This is a genomic window from Bacillus sp. LR--39 (assembly GCF_053613335.1).
This window is the reverse complement of record NZ_JBSIOT010000760.1, coordinates 1-760: the sequence shown is the minus strand read 5'-3', so window position 1 is coordinate 760 and position 760 is coordinate 1. Positions and strand designations below refer to the sequence as shown.

Sequence of the window (760 nt, the reverse complement as noted above, 5' to 3'; positions counted from 1 at the left end):
AAGGCTTTTCTTCACAGCTGGAGCGCCTTGAAGACTACCTGAAAGCCATTCGCTAAAAGAAGGAGGACATGTCGATGACGTTTTTAGAGCATTTCATATAACCGTGTATTCGCGGACCTCCTCATCAAGATTTACTACAACAATCAAAAAGAGGAGGTATATACATGCGTACAGAGCAGGAAATCATCGATTTGGTGCTGAAGGTCGCACGGGAGGACAGCCGTGTCAGAGCGGTCGGCATGAACGGCTCGCGGACGAACCCAAACGTCCCGAAGGACCCTTTTCGCGATTATGATATTGTCTATGTTGTAACAGATATGCAGTCTTTTCTCGATGAGCCGGGCTGGGTGGACGTTTTTGGAGAGCGGATCATCATGCAGACGCCGGAAGCGATGGAGCTGTTTCCGAATGAGCTTGGCAACCGCTTTTCGTATTTGATGTTATTTACAGACGGCAGCCGCATTGATTTGATTCTTGTGCCGCTTGAAGAAAAGCTGGAATATAGCAGGGAAGACGGCTTGACCGTGATCCTGCTGGATAAGGATCAGGATCTGCCCGTCATCCCGCCGCCGACGGATCGGGAATATTGGGTGCAAAAACCGTCCCCGCAATGCTTCGCCGACTGCTGCAATGAATTTTGGTGGACATCGACATATGTGGCCAAAGGCTTGTGGCGGCAGGAAATTCTTTATGCACTCGATCATTTAAATCTCGTCAGGGCCATGCTGTTGAAAATGCTCGAATGGAAGGTCGGCTTTGA

Annotated in this window: 1 protein-coding gene; it reads left to right on the top strand. The window is 49.5% G+C overall.

From position 1 onward, the window contains the following. Positions 1–164: 164 nt before the first annotated feature. A partial coding sequence (locus ACWHAR_RS26350; RefSeq protein ID WP_452088334.1) for an aminoglycoside 6-adenylyltransferase occupies positions 165–760 on the top strand: 596 nt, incomplete at its 3' end.